Here is a 15,336-nt window from a genome sequence, read left to right as displayed (position 1 = left end):
CAAAGGGCGGTGTTCCGGACCGAAGACCGGGACGAAACCCTTTCCGCCCTGCGCGATGAGGCGCGTGAGGCGGGCATCTGGCTGCTGATCGGCTCGCTTGGGCTTTTGACGGATGACGCGGATGGTCGCTTTGCCAACCGGTCCTTTCTGATCGACCCGGATGGCGGAATCGTCGCGCGTTATGACAAGATCCACATGTTCGACGTCAATGTCTCACCGACCGAGGTTTACCGCGAAAGCGAAGGTTACCGCCCGGGGGGCCGCGCGGTTGTCACAGACACTCCGTTCGGAAAGATCGGGATGACGGTCTGCTATGACCTGCGCTTTCCCGCGCTGTATCGCCGCCTTGCACAGGCCGGTGCGCAGATCCTGACGGTTCCGGCTGCGTTCAACCACATCACGGGCGCCGCGCATTGGGAGGTGCTGCTGCGTGCCCGGGCGATCGAAACTGGCTGCTATGTGCTGGCCCCGGCGCAGACCGGTTTTCACGCTGAATCGATGGGCAAGGGCCGCCGGACGCATGGGCATTCGCTTGCAGTGGCGCCTTGGGGCGAGATTATAGCTGACGCCGGCACCGAACTTGGCGTGACGCTGGTTGACATCGACCTTGCCCAGGTGGCCGAAGCGCGACGCCGCATCCCCTCGCTTGCACATGACCGGAGCTTTGACGGCCCATGACCAACGAGAAGACCGATGACATCGCGGTTGCCCTGTTTGGCGAGCTGTTCATGGCAGATCAACTTGCCCGCAACCGGATTTCCAAGGTGCTGCCAAAGGGGATGCAACTGTCGCATTTTTCCGTCCTCAATCACTTGGCGCGCGTTGGCGAGGAGCGGACACCGGCACAACTGGCTCGGTCCTTTCACGTTACCCGGGGCGCGATGACCAATACCCTAGCCAAACTTGTCTGGGCGGGGCACGTGCACATTCGTCCTGATTGGGAGGATGCGCGCCAGAAATTCGTCGGCATCAGCCCCTCTGGCCGCGCCGCGCGTGATTCTGCCGTGGCCAGTGTCGTTCCGCTGATCGGCGACGTGGTTCAGGCCTTGGGCGCAGAGCGTGTCCGGTCGCTTTTGCCCGTGCTTCGCGAGCTTCGGCTGCGGCTGGAAGACGACGTTTGATAGACCGCTGAAACCGTTCGGATTTTTGCCGTAGCCTTGCTGGATTGGGGGCAAAAGCCTCGAAGCGACGGCGATGCGAGCTGGGTACTTTGGCCATAGATGTTGCGGTTCCGGTCTGGAAACAAACGATAGGTCTTGCCCAAACGCCAAAGCTTTCGCATAGACTAGACGGACATTCCTGATCGTGGACGCCATGGATTTTTCGCTCCGTCTCTTGATTGCCACGCTTGCATTCGGTTTGGCCTTTGCGACCGGGACGGCGCAGGCCGAGATGACCAAATCGCTGAACATCAACGGTGCGACGGGCTTGATCGACATGCCCTCGGGCGACGCCCAAGAGGACGCGACGTTTTCATTCAGCACTTCTGTGATCGGCCCAGTCACCCGCGCCACCATCAGCTTTCAGATCACGCCGCGTTTGTCTGGCGCTTTCCGGTTTCAGACATGGCGGGATTGGAACACGCTGTTTCCAGCCGATAACACCAAGAATGACGACCGCAGTTTTGACCTGCGCTATCAGGTGTTGAGCGAAGGTCGCTATGCGCCATCGCTGACCATCGGCCTGCAGGATTTCACCGGCAAGGGCTTGTTCTCATCCGAGTACATCGCGGCCACAAAGACCTTTTCGGATCGCCTGAAGGTTACGGCCGGTCTGGGATGGGGGCGGCTGGGCAGTTACGGCGGCCTTGGCCAACCGTTTGGCGAGCGTCCGCCCCTTGCATCCGATGACCGGGGTAAGCCGAATGTCGATCAGTGGTTTCGCGGGGATGCAGCGCCGTTTGGCGGCATCGAGTACAAGATAAATGACCGCTGGACCTTTAAGGCAGAGTATTCGTCAGACGCCTATACGCTCGAGGATGACACGCGCGGGATCATCGACCGCGACAGCCCGTTCAACTTTGGGATCGAGTATCAGAAGGGGCCAAATGTCCGCTACGGCGCATATTCGCTCTACGGCACCGAGATCGGTCTGGTCTTTCATCTGGTGCTGGATCCCAAAAGCCGGGCAACGGGCGGGGTCATGGGTGCCGCGCCGGTGCCACTCAATCTTCGCCCCGCTCGCAGCGCCGATCCTGATGCCTATGACGGTGGTTGGGTGACGCAAGCCGATGCGGGCCCGATCTTGCGCGAAAATCTTGCCAAGCGGTTGGCGGTTGACGGGATCATCATCGAAGATATCGCCTATAACGCGAACACCGTTCAGATCCGCATTCGCAACAACCGCGTCGATGCCGGGTCGCAAGCGATTGGCCGCACGGCGCGGGCATTGACCTATGTGATGCCAGCGTCGGTAGAAGTGTTCGAGATTGTTCCAGTGGTCAACGGCATCGGTGCATCCAAAATCACCATCCGGCGCCGGGATCTGGAAGAGCTGGAGTATGCGGCCGACAACGCGTCGCTGCTGCGTGACAAGATTGCAATCAGTGATGCAGGCCCGGTTCCGGCCTATGCCATCGGCGGCGAGGATCTGTACCCGAAATTCCGCTGGAGCCTGAAGCCTGCCTTCCGCATCAGCGAACCGCTGAAGGGCGATGTTGGTTTGCGGCTCAACGCGGCCTACGACATTCGCCCTGGGCTGGTCTTCTCGGGAACGATCTACAAGCGTTTGGCGGGAAACATCGACCGGTCCGGCAACCCCTCAACTTCGCTGTTGCAGCCGGTTCGCACCGATGGCTCGCGGTACAGCAAGTTCGGTGATCCCGCGCTGGAACGGCTGACCTTGGCTTGGTTTGCCCGCCCTGCGAAAGACTTCTACTCTCGCGTCACCTTTGGTTACCTGGAGCGGATGCATGCTGGCGTTTCCGGTGAATTGCTTTGGAAACCGGTCGACAGCCGCCTCGCGCTTGGGGTCGAGGTTAACTACACCAAACAGCGCGACACCGATGGCGGCCTTGGCTTTGGCGAGTATGACTATGATGTCGTCACTGGCCATGTGGCGGCCTACTATGACTTTGGCAACGGTTTTGTCGGAGAGCTGGATGTCGGCAAGTATCTTGCCGGCGATGTCGGCGCCACGGTGTCGCTGGACCGGGTATTCGTCAACGGTTGGCGGGTTGGCGCGTTTGCAACGGTAACCGACGCCACCTCGACCGAATTTGGCAGCGGCGGTTTCGACAAGGGTGTGCGGTTCTCGATTCCGTTGAACTGGGCACTTGGCGAACAGGGCAAGCGCGCGTTTGGAACAACCCTGCGTCCTTCAACCGGTGATGGCGGGGCGCGTGTCGATGTGGACGACAGGCTCTACGATTCGATCCGCGATTACCATACCGACGCCCTTGATCCCGAATGGGGAAGGGTCTGGCGGTGAGGTCAATGACTCGACTGCTGGCGTGCATCGCTGCCGTGGCGTTGATGTCGGCCTGTGGCAACGACAGGGGCGAGCCTTCACCCCTGGCCAAAGCTGTCGGCGGGTTTGCAAAGGCCACCCTGTCACGCGTGTCTGGAAAGCGGGCAGTGGCGGCGCAGCCTGCCAGCACCGGCCAAATACCTCGCGCCGAGATCGAGAAGTACGGCATTCCGATTCTGCGCGTCATCATCCCGGCGCGCGCGGCAGATGCCTTGGTGACGATCACCGACACCAAAGGTGACGTGGTGACATGGTCCACCACCGACGGAACCACCTTCTCGTTGCGCAACGGGGTCTTGATCCAGACGCGCGGCCTAGGCCCGGACCTGATGTCGGCAAGCGCCCCGACCTTGGCCCAGTTGTCGCAGAACGGTGCCACCAACCAGCGAGCCTACTTCTTTCTGGGGGCAGAGGACAAAAGCGAACGGCGTGACTATGATTGCACCTTGACGGTCGTTGGTACCGAAACGATCGAGGTGTTCTCGCGCAGTCACAAGACAACGCATGTCAAAGAAGAATGCGTGCGTGCGCAGGGCAAGATCACGAATGACTTCTGGCTTGAGGGTGCATTGGTGCGAAAGTCGCGCCAGTGGACCAGCCCAGGCACGGGATACATCGACTTCGAGAAAGTTGTTGATTAATCAAACTGTTGAGCCATACGCGAGGGCGTGACACATCAGACAGTGTAGCATTGGCGATTTTCGCATAGATTTTGTATATGCGGGCTTTGAAATATACATCAAATGCAATATCAAAAACTCTCATGTTTGATGTGGAGACTACAAATGAACAAGTTCCTTGCCCCCGTGCTCGCCGTAGCCTTGTCGACCTCAGCCGTCTTTGCTGGCGGCCCGGTCATCGTCGAAGAGGGCCAGCCTGAAGTTATCGCCGAGAAGCCTGCTTCCAGCATTGGCATCCTGCCGTTGCTGCTGATACCGATCATCCTCTGCGTTGCACTGTGTGGCGGCGATGATGAAGAGGTACCGCAAAAACCCTGATCAGCTTCAAAAGCTTGGGGCGTTAGACGTTGCAGTTTAGCCCCTGATAAGAGAGCGCACCCTGCCCTGTAAGCAGGGGGCTCTTCATTAATAGTCCCGCTCGACAAAGATGCCGATGCCGGTTTCCCCGTCTGCAGCGACCCGACCCTTGAGCGTAACGCCCGGCCTGACGTCAAGGTTCAGGTTGATACGGCTCTTGCCTTCCTGGTCCACTTCGATCTCGGTATAGAGATTTTCCGCGATGTACTTTCCGGCCCTAATTGAGGTTGCGCCATCTTCGGCTGTCGTAAGATCCAGATCATCAAGACCAAAGCTTTGCCGCAGCCTGCCAATCACGCCTTCACCGGCACGTCCTGCCAGAACCGCTACTGCGTTTGCCAATTGTGCTGCCTGCAAAGCGGAAATCGTGTCCAGACCACGTCCGAACAACAGGCGCGACAAGATTTCTTCCTGCGGCAGTTCTGGAACCGACGTGAAAGAAACCCTAGGGTCATCGGCAGGTCCCTCGATGGTCACGAAACTGGTTATCCCGTCGCTTTCAGTACTGGCTTGTACCAGGATGTCGGGCACGAAATCGCCTTCAAGCGTCAGGTCGGCCGCTGTCAGAACCAGACGCTTCCCCAGGATATCCAGCCGCCCCCTTATCAGGTTCAACCCGCCCGATGGCACGATGGCTGCGGTGTCGCCTGAAAGGGTTAACGCCCCGCCAAGTTCAGCGTCGATGCCGCGCCCGCGGACGAATACCCGGTTCGGCGCCACAATCTCCACATTCAGACGGAAACGCCCCGATCCGTCTCCTCCGCCAGGCCGCCCGGATCCAGTGCCAAGCAACCCGGCCTTGCGTCGCGTTGCCAGAACTTCTTGCGGTTCATTCACATGGCGCAGGTCCGGCAAGCCACCGGCGCCGGCAAATCCGCTGGATGGAACCCGGATCTCCGTTTCTGAGAGGTTGATCCTGCCCGCAATCAACGCGCCGCCGGTCAGCGGCCCTTCGATGCGCAAGCTGCCATCGGCAACCGTCTGGTAAAGCTCGGGATCAACAAGCCTGATGCGATCGACGGCAATTGCCAGATCACCTGAATACGGCGCGGAAAGGCCAACCGGCCCGTCGATCCGTACCTTGCCGCCGGTCGATGCCTGCGCCGTCGCGGAAACGCGTGCCTTCCCGGCCGAAAGATCAACGATGGCTTCGATCCGCTCGAACGCAAGGCCGAGCCTCGGGTCGGTCAACCTCCCCCCCCCAAGGGAAACCCGTCCCGCCAACGAGGAAAGCCGCAAGGGCCCGTTCAACTTCAGATCAAACCGGACCGGCCCCGAAATCGACCTCGGTTCAAGAAAGACGTTGCTCAGACCCGCCTGCGCCGTGCCGGAAAGATCTAGGCTTGCTGACTTGAACAACCCATCGATCCGACCGGAAACCTTTGCATTCACCGCGCCCGGCCCAGTACCACGCAAATCCAGCAGATAGCCTTTGTCATCTTGCGTCGCCCGGCCCGAAACCGTCAGCGCCCCCGGAAATTCTGGCAGCAGGATCCCAAGGTTGTTCAGCCGCGCCTGCAGATCAATCTGGCGCAAAGCGCCCGCGATCCGCCCCGTTGCAGTCACGCTGACTTGTGGGTTTGTCAGCCGCGCATCTTCTACCTGCAGCTCACCGTCTTTCAGGGCGATCACTGCTGCAAGTACGCTTTGCCCCGCCAGAACCCTGTCCAGATCGGGCCGACCAAACGCAAGCGCGCTTCCGGTTCCGGCAACGCCAATACGCCCGTCTTCTGGCGTCCCGGTAAAGCCCACATCCAGCGAAACCGCCCCCCGATAGCCGGGGCCAAGGTCGCCAAGGTCACCAATCGTCAAGCGCCCGGTCAGGTCCAACGCCTGCGACGATACCACGCCCGCCGCAGTAAGCTCTAAGGTGCGGGCCTTTGCCGACAGGCTGCGCAAAGTGGTTCCTGTCTCGTCTCGTTTGATCGACGCGTCTAGGCTGGACGGGCCGTCAAGCAGCCGGTCAACTTCGGCGATGCCCACTTTCAATCGCGTGCCTGCAAAGCGGGCCGTCGCGTCAAACGCCCCCGAAAGCCGGCTGGCAAAGCCATCGATCACCGCCGTCCCGGACCCCCCAAGAGGCCGCCCCACCAACGCCGAAAAGCGCCCAAAGTCCTGCGCAATCAGTTCGACGCGCCCCGTCGTCAGCAACGCCTTGTCTAACCCTTCGACCTCAAGATTGGCCCGCGCCTCGTAATCTTCGCCAAACATCTGCAGATTCTGCAGCGTTAGCGCCCCCTCTCCTTGCCTCCATTTCGCATCGACGCCGCCGCTTATGGCCTGCCCCAGTGCCGCAGCAATGGCCGGGTCAGTCGGGCGCAGACCGCTGGCCGTGAACGTGGCGGTTCCATCGAAACTGCGGCCAGCGTCCGAGCGCCCAATCTGCCCGAAGCCCGACAGATCAAGCCGGTCTGCCGCAAAATCCGGCCGGTCCAAGCCTTCAAGCTGGAACGATCCTTTCCAGCCAGCCTCATTTTCCTGCGTGTAGGACAGGGCGATCTCGGCTCCACGCACCCGCGTGGCATCGCCGGAAAGTGGCAGTAGTACCGGCGCACCATCGGGCGACGCGAGCCTTCCGGTCAGCGACAGTTCTTCGGGAAGACCATCCGCCGCAAGCGTAGCCGCCCCCGACACCTTCAGCGACCGGGTCAGAACTGAAAACTCGTTCAGCGTCAGCCGCCCGGTGGATGATCGCAACCCGTCTGCGATCATCGATACATCCGGCCCAAAGAACGCCGCGTAGTCGGGCGCGAACAGTGGCGCCATGTTACCTGAAAGGGCCGCCTTGAACCGATAGCCCGCAGCGGCGTCGGAGGCTATGGTGATGCGCCCCGCCAGCCGCTGTTCACCATCGGTGGCCAGCAGGACATCCGCGCCGAAATCCTCCAGTGGTCCGCTTCCCAGCACCGAAAACTCCGCTGAAGGTGCACCCGGAAGACCCAGCAGCGTTGCAGCCAGCCCGCCTTCGCCTTCCTTCGCGATCAACGAAAGCGCCAGCATCCGCCCGGTATTGGAATAGCTTGCTTCCAGCGTGATTTGCCCATCCGGCCCGTCATCATCGCGCAGCAGCGCAAAGGACGCCATGCCTTCGCCCGCCACCAGCGACAGCGAAGCCTCAAGGCTGCCTTCAACGGATTGCCCCAGCAAAGCGGGTTCCAGCACGATCCGGTCCGCCGAAACCTTTCCGATCTCAACCGACACTGGAAGCTCAGGCAGACTGAACCCTGCCGCTTCGGGGCTTGGCAAAGCGCTGTCGCCGGGGTTCGGCGCGCGGGCGATGATGATTTCTTCGGCTGACAGTTCATTGACGATGACTTCGCCAGACAACAGCGATGATCGGCTCCAATCCAGAACCAGGCCGTTCAAGGTAATCCAGACGCCTTCATCATCTGCGATTGTCATCTGTTTGATCGCGGCTTGCGATGACAGAGCGCCACTAAAACCGGTGATGGTCACGACGCGCCCGGCACCCGAGAGATTGTCTTCCAGAAACGCGGTAAGATAGCTGCGATCATCCTGTTGGGCATGTGCGGGCGCCGCCAGGAGCCAGATGAGTGCAAGGGCGCGGCACATCAGAACGACTGCCCCAGACCGACGTAGATCTGAACCCCGTCTCCGGTATCACCCCCCACAGGCGCGGCAATATCCAACCGGATGGGGCCAAAGCCGGTGTCATAGCGCAGGCCAAGCCCTGCGCCGGAATGCCAGCCACCGAAATCGCTGAAAAACCCGTCAGCACCGACGCTTCCGGCATCGAAGAAACCGACAACACCGATGCGGTCCGTCACCTTGGCCCTGACCTCAAAGGAAGCGCCAAGGAAATGCGCACCGCCGATCAGGAACTCGGGCCCGAAGGCTTTGGTAATGGGCACACCAAGCGAGCGGTAGGGTTGCCCGCGCACAGTGCCGCCGCCGCCGGAAAAGAACAACTCGTCGCGCGGCGTATCAAGGATATCCGCCCCCAAAATCGCCCCCATCTGAAGCCGTGCCGCCAGCACAAGCCGCCCCGGCGCGCCGATGCTACGATAAGCCCGCCCGTCAAAGGTGAAGCGGCCGCCAGAATCTGTGGTGCCGAACCCAAGGAAGGGCTTCACCTCTGCATCCAGATAAAAGCCGCGGGAGGTATTCGCCGGAACGTCACGGCGGTCCCAGGTTGCGCCAATTGGCAACGACAGGTTGCGATATTCGAATGACCCACCGGGATCTTCGCCGCGTTGATATTTGTAGGTCAGACCCGCATGTGCCGTAAGCGTTTCCGAGAAATAATGGGTGAAGGCGAGGCCAAATTCCACGGTGTCGGCGAAATAGTCCACTTCGTCGAGGTGAGATAGATCGAGTGTCAGGCCGGCGGTTGTATCTGGCGACAGCGTGGCGGGGCGATCCAGCGTGATGCCCAGCGAGTAATCGACGCCGTTTGTGCTGGCTCCGATGTTGGTGATTTCCCCTTCGATCTTCAACCGCTCTCCACCGCCCATCAAGTTGCGGTGCAGCCAGTAGCCGGACAGCGCCAGCCCATCAAGGCTCGCGATTTCAGCGCCCAACGAATAGCGGCGCGGCTTGTGTTCGACAACGTTGGCAGTGATGCCAAGAAGGTCGGGTGCGGTGATCTGATCGTCTTCGGTCAGGGTGACAGAACTGAAGATCCCGGTCCGGCGAAGGCGCGTGGCGGCGCGGTCCAGGGCTTGTTGGCTGAAGACTTCACCCTCTGGCAAGCCGGCGATCTTGCGGATCCGGCGCTCGCGCATCCGGGCCTCGCCTTCGACGGCCAGGGGGCCGAAACGAAGCCTTGGGCCGAGGTTAAGGCGGAGCGTTGCGGCCAGGGTGGCGTTGGCGTGATCGGCCACAATGTCTTCGGAGGCGACAGCGGCCTTGGCAAACCCAGCGTTCCGCCATGCCAGCAGCGACGTGCTCACGGCGTCGGCGATGACGCCGCTTTCTGCGGGTTGGCCTTTTTGAAAGGCAGGTGAAACGGTGGTTTCGGAACTGACCGGGGCGATGCTGGTTTGCGAGAATCTGAACAGCGGGCCGGGGTCGACGCTGACTGCGATCTGGCTGATCGAGGTGGGGGCTTCTAGGCTGGGAATGTCGGCGGCCTCGCGCCCGTCGATGCGGATGGTGATGACGGCGGAGTAGTGGCCCTTGGCATAGAGGGCGTTCAGGATGCGGCCATAATCGTCGCGGGCGGCGGCGAATAGATCTTGCGGGTTGGTTTGGCCCTGCGCCTGCTGGGACAGGAGGAGGGAGGCAGACCTGACCGCTTTGGAAAGATCCTTGTCGGTCGTCGCCACCTGAAAATCCAGCCGGTCGAGGGCTGCGGCAGGCAACGCGAAAAGGGCCGCCGAGAGGGCGAGCGGGGCGAGCCAGCGGAGGTGTGATCGTGGTCCCGTCACGGGTAAACGGGCCTCCTTTCGGGGTGACTTTGGGACTATCGCAGCTTGTCGGGGAGAGGGCAACGCGGGGAGGGGTGTTGTGGCAAGAAAAGGACGACTGACGGTTTGTCCACGCGTGGACAAGACATCGGGTCAAATAAAAACAATGAGTTAGCAAAACGCTTTTACCGAATCTTAACAGACTGAGCCCCGCATCCGCCGCTTCATCTGCTTGTCACGCGTTTCTGATCTGGTTGCCCGGACCCAAAGAAGGAGAAGCCGATGTCACTGGATGGATACGATCTGGATCAAGCCTACGAGATCAATGGCCCGGAGGACGCGCGGCGTATGTACGGCGATTGGGCTGAAACCTATGACGAAAGCTTTGGCACCGCATGGGGTTACATCGCACCACGGGAAATCGCCACCATTCTGAAGGCTGAAGCGGACCCGCTGGGCGAGGTTCTGGACATTGGCGCGGGCACCGGGCTGGTGGCCGAGCATCTGGCGGACCTGACGGTCGATGCGCTGGATATCACGCCGGAAATGTTGGCCATCGCGCATGAGAAGAACCTGTATCGCGGCCTGATTCTGGGCGACCTGACCGCGACACTGCCGATTGCGGACGGCAGCTATGATGCCATCGTGACTTGCGGGACGTTCACGCATGGCCATGTGGGACCGGAGTGTTTTCCCGAACTGTTGCGCATCACCCGCCCCGGTGCGGTGTTTGTGTGCGGCACCATTGCGCCGGTGCTGGATGGTGTTGGCTTTGGGTCGGCGCTGGCGCTGCTGGTGGCGCAGGGCAAGATCACCCCGGTCGCGTTTCGCGATATCCCGATCTATGAGGATGCGGACCACCCGCACAAGGACGACCGGGGTCTGGTCATGGTGTTTCGCAAGCTCTGACCCCGCGCGCATCTGCACTTGCAGACTCAGCCTGCGCGGCCTATATCCACCTCAACAGCGGTTTCGAGGTCCACACTCGAAGCTACCGAAAGTTGCAGCGGGCCGCTTGGCCCGTTTTTTGTTTTTCAAACCACCTCTGGAAGCTGAATGTCAGACCTGATCGCCAAGACTGCCATCGACCGCCGCCTTGCGGACATCATCGGACCCGTCATCGAAGGGATGGGGTTCGAACTGGTGCGCGTGCGTCTGATGGGCGGCAGAACGCGCATTCTGCAGATCATGGCCGATCGGCCTGATGGCGGCATCGGCGTGGATGAGTGCGGCGAGATCTCGACTGCGGTGTCTGCCGTGCTGGACGTCGAAGACCCGGTTGAGGAAAACTATGTTCTGGAAGTGTCTTCCCCCGGCATCGACCGTCCACTGACCCGGTTGAAGGATTTCGAGGCCTGGAAAGGCTGGGAAGCCCGGATGGAGACGACGGAACTGATCGACGGCCGCCGCCGGTTCAAGGGCACGCTGGCCGGGGCCGAGGGCGACGAGGTTCTGATCACGATTGAAGAAGGCGGCGAAGAGGTCACCATCGGGCTGAAGTTCGACTGGCTGTCGGACGCCAAGCTCATTCTGACCGAAGAGCTGATCGCCGAGATGCTGCGCCAGAAGAAGGTGCATGAGCCCGCCGAAGGCGAGTTCGATGAGATCGAAGATGTGACGGATGCGGATATCGATGGGGATGAGGCGGACAACGCCACCCCCGTGACAAAACACTAAGAACCGGGAGCAACGACCAATGGCAATCACTTCGGCCAACCAGCTTGAGCTTTTGCAGACCGCCGAGGCAGTCGCGCGCGAAAAGATGATCGACCCGGAACTGGTGATCGAGGCGATGGAAGACAGCCTCGCTCGGGCCGCCAAATCGCGTTACGGCGCGGAAATGGATATCCGGGTGAAGATCGACCGCAAAACCGGGCGGGCATCGTTCACCCGCGTGCGGACTGTGGTCGAGGATGACGCGGTAGAGAATCACCACGCACAGGTGACGTTGAAGCAGGCGCTGCTGCTGAAGGCTGACGCGGAGCTTGGCAGCGAGATCATCGACGAAGTGCCGCCGGTTGATCTTGGCCGGATCGCCGCGCAGTCGGCCAAGCAGGTGATCTTGCAGAAGGTCCGCGAAGCGGAGCGGGATCGCCAGTACGAGGAATTCAAGGACCGCAAGGGCACCATCATCAACGGCGCGGTCAAGCGCGAGGAATACGGCAACGTCATCGTCGATATCGGCCGAGGCGAGGGCATCCTGCGCCGCAACGAAAAGATCGGGCGCGAAAGCTATCGCATCGGCGACCGGGTGCGCTGTTTCATCAAGGACGTGCGGCGTGAAGCGCGCGGCCCGCAGGTGTTCCTCAGCCGGACCGACCCGCAGTTCATGGCGGAACTGTTCAAGATGGAAGTGCCGGAAATCTATGACGGCATCATCGAGATCAAGGCCGTGGCCCGTGATCCGGGTTCGCGCGCCAAGATTGCCGTGATCAGCTATGACAATTCGATCGACCCGGTGGGTGCTTGCGTCGGTATGCGCGGCAGCCGGGTGCAGGCCGTGGTGAACGAATTGCAGGGCGAAAAGATCGACATCATTCCGTGGAATCAGGATCAGGCGACGTTCCTGGTGAACGCGCTGCAGCCGGCGGAAGTGTCCAAGGTCGTGATCGACGAAGAAGGCGGCAAGATCGAGGTTGTGGTGCCGGATGAGCAGCTGTCGCTGGCCATCGGGCGGCGCGGCCAGAACGTGCGCCTGGCAAGCCAGCTGACCGGCCTTGATATCGACATCATGACCGAGAGCGAAGAATCCTCGCGCCGTCAGGCCGAGTTCGCGGAACGCACCAAGCTGTTCATGGACACGCTGGATGTGGACGAGATGATGGCGCAGTTGCTGGTGTCCGAAGGGTTCACCAACCTTGAGGAAGTGGCCTACGTCGATCTGGACGAGCTCTTGTCGATTGACGGGTTCGATGAAGGCACGGCGGGCGAGTTGCAGGCCCGGGCGCGCGATTACCTGGAGGCGGCCAACACCAAGGCGATGGAAAGCGCCCGCGCGCTGGGTGTCGAGGACAGTCTGGTGGAGTTCGAGGGCCTGACGCCACAGATGCTTGAGGCGCTGGGGCAGGACGGGATCAAGACGCTGGAAGACTTTGCCACCTGTGCCGACTGGGAATTGGCGGGCGGCTGGACCACGGAAGGTGGCGTGCGCAAGAAGGACGAGGGCGTCCTCGAGAAGTTCGAGATGAGCCTGGAGGAAGCGCAGCATCTGGTGATGACGGCGCGGGTGATGCTGGGCTGGGTGGACCCTGCCGAACTGGCCACGAAGGTCGAAGACGATGCAGACGCGGAGGCCGAGGCCTGATTTCAGGCCTCGGAGAGACGCGCCATGACGCGCGGCGGCCGGGAAAAAGACCAGGACGACCCGGAACGCAAGTGTATTGTGACCGGGGAAAGCCAGCCGAAAGCGGGGTTGATCCGCTTTTGCTTGGACCCCGAAGGCGTGGTGACGCCGGATATCCTTGGCCGCCTGCCGGGGCGCGGGTTTTATGTGAGTGCGGACCGCGCCGCGATTGAAAAGGCGGCAAAGAAGGGCCTGTTCGCTCGTGCCGCCCGTCAACCGGTAAAGGTGCCGGAGGGGATGGCCGATCTGGTCGAAGATTTGCTGGTGCGCCGGGTGGTCGATCTGATCAGCATGGCGCGCAAGGCAAGTGGCGCCGTGATGGGCTATGAGAAGGTGAAGGACTGGCTGGTCAAGGGCAGGGCGGTCACGCTTTTGCAGGCCAGCGATGGGTCGGAGCGCGGCAAGACCAAGCTTCATCCACCCGAAGGCAAGAGCGGCTTTATTGGCGTTTTGACCGCAGGGGAATTGGGTTTGGCATTCGGCCGCGAACGTGCGATACACGCCGCGCTTGCCGCTGGTGGACTCAGAACGCGTGTTGTAGAGGAAGCGGCAAGGCTGGCAGGTCTGCGGGAGCAGATCGGCGAGCAGGACGGCGGCGAGACCGCCATGAAGGATACGTAAGACGCATGAGCGATACAGACGGCAAGAAACCTCTTGGCCTTGGTGGTGGCGCCCCCCGTTCCGGACAGGTGAAGCAAAGCTTCAGCCATGGCCGGACCAAAAGTGTCCTGGTTGAGACGAAGCGCAAGCGCGTCGTGGTTCCCTCGGCAAAGCCGGGAACGCCGGGCGCGGCTACGCCTGCCGCGACCACTTCATACGGTGACCCATCAAAGCGCCCGGCCGGAATTTCTGACGCCGAGATGGAGCGCCGGATGACAGCGTTGCGCGCCGCAAAGGCGCGCGAGCAGGAGGACGCAGTCCGCCGTGCCGCTGACGACAAAATCCGCGAAGAAGACCGCGCGCGTCGCCGCGAAGAGATCGAGACCAAGGAGCGTGAAGATCGCGCCCGCGATGAGGCCAAGCGCCTCAAGATCGAAGAAGAAGCCATTGCCGCCCGTGCAGAAGCCGCGGAAAAGCTGGCCGTAGCGGATGCCCGCAAGGTAGACGTGCTGGGCACGCGGTCGCGTTCGACCATGCCGCCGCCAGCCGCTGCCGCCAAGACCAGCGAATCTGCGGCACCCGCCGCACCAAGCGCCGATCTGCGAGGGCCGCCATCGTCCAAGCCCGGCCTTGCGCCACGCAAGACCGAACGCGAGCGTGATGCCGAGCGTGACCGTGGTGCCAAGCGCACCGCAGGTGAAGACGCGCGCCGTACCGGCAAGCTGACCCTGAACGATGCGCTGGCCGGCGAAGGCGGGCGTCAGCGCAGCCTTGCCGCGATGAAGCGCAAGCAGGAAAAGGCGCGCGCCAAGGCGCTGGGCCTGGGCCAGAAGGCCGAAAAGCAAGTGCGCGACGTGCAGTTGCCGGAAACCATCGTGGTCAGCGAACTGGCCAACCGGATGGCGGAACGCGCCGCCGATGTGGTCAAAAGCCTGATGAAGATGGGCATGATGGTCACGATGAATCAGGCCATCGATGCGGACACGGCCGAACTGGTGATCGAGGAATTCGGCCACAAGGCCGTGCGCGTTTCGGATTCGGACGTGGAACAGGTGATCGACACGGTGAAAGACCGCGACGAAGACCTGATTGCGCGCCCGCCGATCGTGACGATCATGGGCCATGTCGACCACGGAAAAACAAGTCTGCTGGACGCCATTCGCCACGCCAATGTGGTGTCTGGCGAAGCCGGTGGCATTACCCAGCATATCGGTGCCTATCAGGTGACGACGGATACCGGCGCTGTGATCAGCTTCCTCGACACGCCGGGCCACGCGGCCTTTACGTCGATGCGGTCACGCGGTGCGAATGTCACCGATATTGTGGTGCTGGTGGTGGCGGCTGACGATGCGGTGATGCCGCAGACGATTGAGGCGATTGCGCATGCGAAAGCGGCGAAAGTGCCGATGATCGTGGCGATCAACAAGATCGACAAGCACGGCGCCGATCCGCAAAAGGTGCGGACCGGCCTGTTGCAGCACGAGGTGGTGGTCGAAGCCATGTCGGGTGATGTGCAGGA

Annotated in this window: 12 protein-coding genes; 10 read left to right on the top strand and 2 right to left on the bottom strand. The window is 61.5% G+C overall.

The annotated features are described in order from the left end of the window. From RMO18_RS05520 to RMO18_RS05500, 5 genes are all read left to right on the top strand, one after another. Positions 1-678 (top strand): carbon-nitrogen hydrolase family protein (locus RMO18_RS05520; RefSeq protein ID WP_309664437.1); only part of this gene is annotated, 678 nt, incomplete at its 5' end. Further along, positions 675-1,121, top strand: coding sequence for a MarR family transcriptional regulator (locus RMO18_RS05515; protein ID WP_309664435.1), 447 nt, complete (start codon positions 675-677; stop codon positions 1,119-1,121). The genes RMO18_RS05520 and RMO18_RS05515, both read left to right, overlap by 4 nt. A 193-nt stretch (positions 1,122-1,314) precedes the next feature. Continuing rightward, entirely contained in the window at positions 1,315-3,429 is a 2,115-nt protein-coding gene (locus RMO18_RS05510) for a YjbH domain-containing protein (protein ID WP_309664434.1), read from the top strand. Between the two features lie 5 nt (positions 3,430-3,434). After that, complete coding sequence (locus RMO18_RS05505) at positions 3,435-4,109, top strand: YjbF family lipoprotein (protein WP_309664432.1); 675 nt, start codon at positions 3,435-3,437, stop codon at positions 4,107-4,109. Positions 4,110-4,253: 144 nt separating this feature from the next. Beyond that, positions 4,254-4,466, top strand: a complete 213-nt coding sequence (locus RMO18_RS05500; RefSeq protein WP_309664430.1) for a hypothetical protein — start codon at positions 4,254-4,256, stop codon at positions 4,464-4,466. An 87-nt stretch (positions 4,467-4,553) separates the two neighbouring features. Here RMO18_RS05500 and RMO18_RS05495 read toward each other — a convergent pair whose 3' ends face one another. Next, positions 4,554-8,078 (bottom strand): translocation/assembly module TamB domain-containing protein, encoded by a 3,525-nt coding sequence (locus tag RMO18_RS05495; protein ID WP_309664428.1) that lies wholly within the window; start codon positions 8,076-8,078, stop codon positions 4,554-4,556. Beyond that, positions 8,078-9,895, bottom strand: coding sequence for an autotransporter assembly complex family protein (locus RMO18_RS05490; RefSeq protein WP_309664426.1), 1,818 nt, complete (start codon positions 9,893-9,895; stop codon positions 8,078-8,080). Before RMO18_RS05490 ends, RMO18_RS05495 begins: the two co-directional genes overlap by 1 nt. A gap of 261 nt (positions 9,896-10,156) precedes the next feature. On the opposite strand from RMO18_RS05490, the gene RMO18_RS05485 reads away from it, so the two are divergent. From RMO18_RS05485 to RMO18_RS05465, 5 genes are all read left to right on the top strand, one after another. After that, the gene (locus RMO18_RS05485) at positions 10,157-10,783 is read left to right on the top strand and encodes a class I SAM-dependent methyltransferase (RefSeq protein WP_309664424.1); all 627 of its coding nucleotides are present in this window, start codon (positions 10,157-10,159) and stop codon (positions 10,781-10,783) included. A gap of 147 nt (positions 10,784-10,930) precedes the next feature. After that, positions 10,931-11,551 carry a ribosome maturation factor RimP gene (gene rimP / locus RMO18_RS05480; RefSeq protein WP_309664422.1) on the top strand — a complete coding sequence of 207 codons (621 nt, stop codon included), beginning with the start codon at positions 10,931-10,933 and terminating at the stop codon, positions 11,549-11,551. 19 nt (positions 11,552-11,570) lie between these two features. Continuing rightward, the gene (gene nusA, locus RMO18_RS05475) at positions 11,571-13,178 is read left to right on the top strand and encodes a transcription termination factor NusA (RefSeq protein WP_309664420.1); all 1,608 of its coding nucleotides are present in this window, start codon (positions 11,571-11,573) and stop codon (positions 13,176-13,178) included. 24 nt (positions 13,179-13,202) lie between these two features. Then, a complete protein-coding gene (locus tag RMO18_RS05470) occupies positions 13,203-13,838 on the top strand; it encodes an RNA-binding protein (RefSeq protein ID WP_309664419.1) in 636 nt (211 codons plus the stop codon). Positions 13,839-13,843: 5 nt separating this feature from the next. Continuing rightward, positions 13,844-15,336: translation initiation factor IF-2 N-terminal domain-containing protein (locus RMO18_RS05465; protein WP_309664417.1), on the top strand; the 1,493-nt coding region annotated here is incomplete at its 3' end.

The sequence above is a fragment of the Tabrizicola sp. genome (assembly GCF_031377265.1).
GTDB lineage: Bacteria > Pseudomonadota > Alphaproteobacteria > Rhodobacterales > Rhodobacteraceae > JAUYQR01.
Note: the sequence above shows the minus strand (reverse complement) of the source record. Positions and strands in the feature narration are given on the sequence as shown.